Raw genomic sequence first — 501 nt, 5'->3', positions numbered from 1 at the left:
TACGTCGCCTTTATCATCGACGCCTATGCGCGGCGGATCGTCGGCTGGCGCGTGTCTCGGACGGCGCATACGGGCTTCGTGCTGGATGCGCTGGAACAGGCCCTGCATGAGCGGCGCCCACTGCATCGCGGCGGCCTCGTGCATCACAGCGACAGGGGCAGCCAGTACGTCTCCATCCACTACACCGAGCGTCTCGCGCAGGCCGGCATTGAGCCGTCGGTCGGCAGCGTGGGCGACAGCTATGACAACGCCTTGGCCGAGAGCATCAACGGCCTCTACAAGGCCGAGGTCATTCACCGGCGCGGCCCCTGGCGCTCGCTCGAGGCCGTGGAATTCGCCACCCTCGAATGGGTGGACTGGTTCAACCATCGGCGGCTGCTGGAGCCCATCGGGAACATCCCGCCGGCCGAGGCGGAGGCCCTCTACTACGCAGCCCAGGACAATCTGCTCCTGGCGGCGTGACTCAAACCAAACAGCCTCCGGCGAACCCGGGGCGGTTCA

The 501-nt window shown here is 66.9% G+C and carries 1 protein-coding gene; it reads left to right on the top strand.

Annotation, left to right across the window (positions count from 1 at the left end):
• On the top strand, nucleotides 1-462 hold a 462-nt coding region (locus E8M80_RS25665), incomplete at its 5' end, for a DDE-type integrase/transposase/recombinase (protein ID WP_137128556.1).
• Nucleotides 463-501 lie beyond the last annotated feature (39 nt).

The sequence above is a fragment of the Roseomonas sp. HF4 genome (genome assembly GCF_005222755.1).
Classification (GTDB): domain Bacteria; phylum Pseudomonadota; class Alphaproteobacteria; order Acetobacterales; family Acetobacteraceae; genus Neoroseomonas.
The sequence above is the reverse complement of the archived record's forward strand: the minus strand, read 5'-3'. Positions and strand labels throughout refer to the sequence as shown.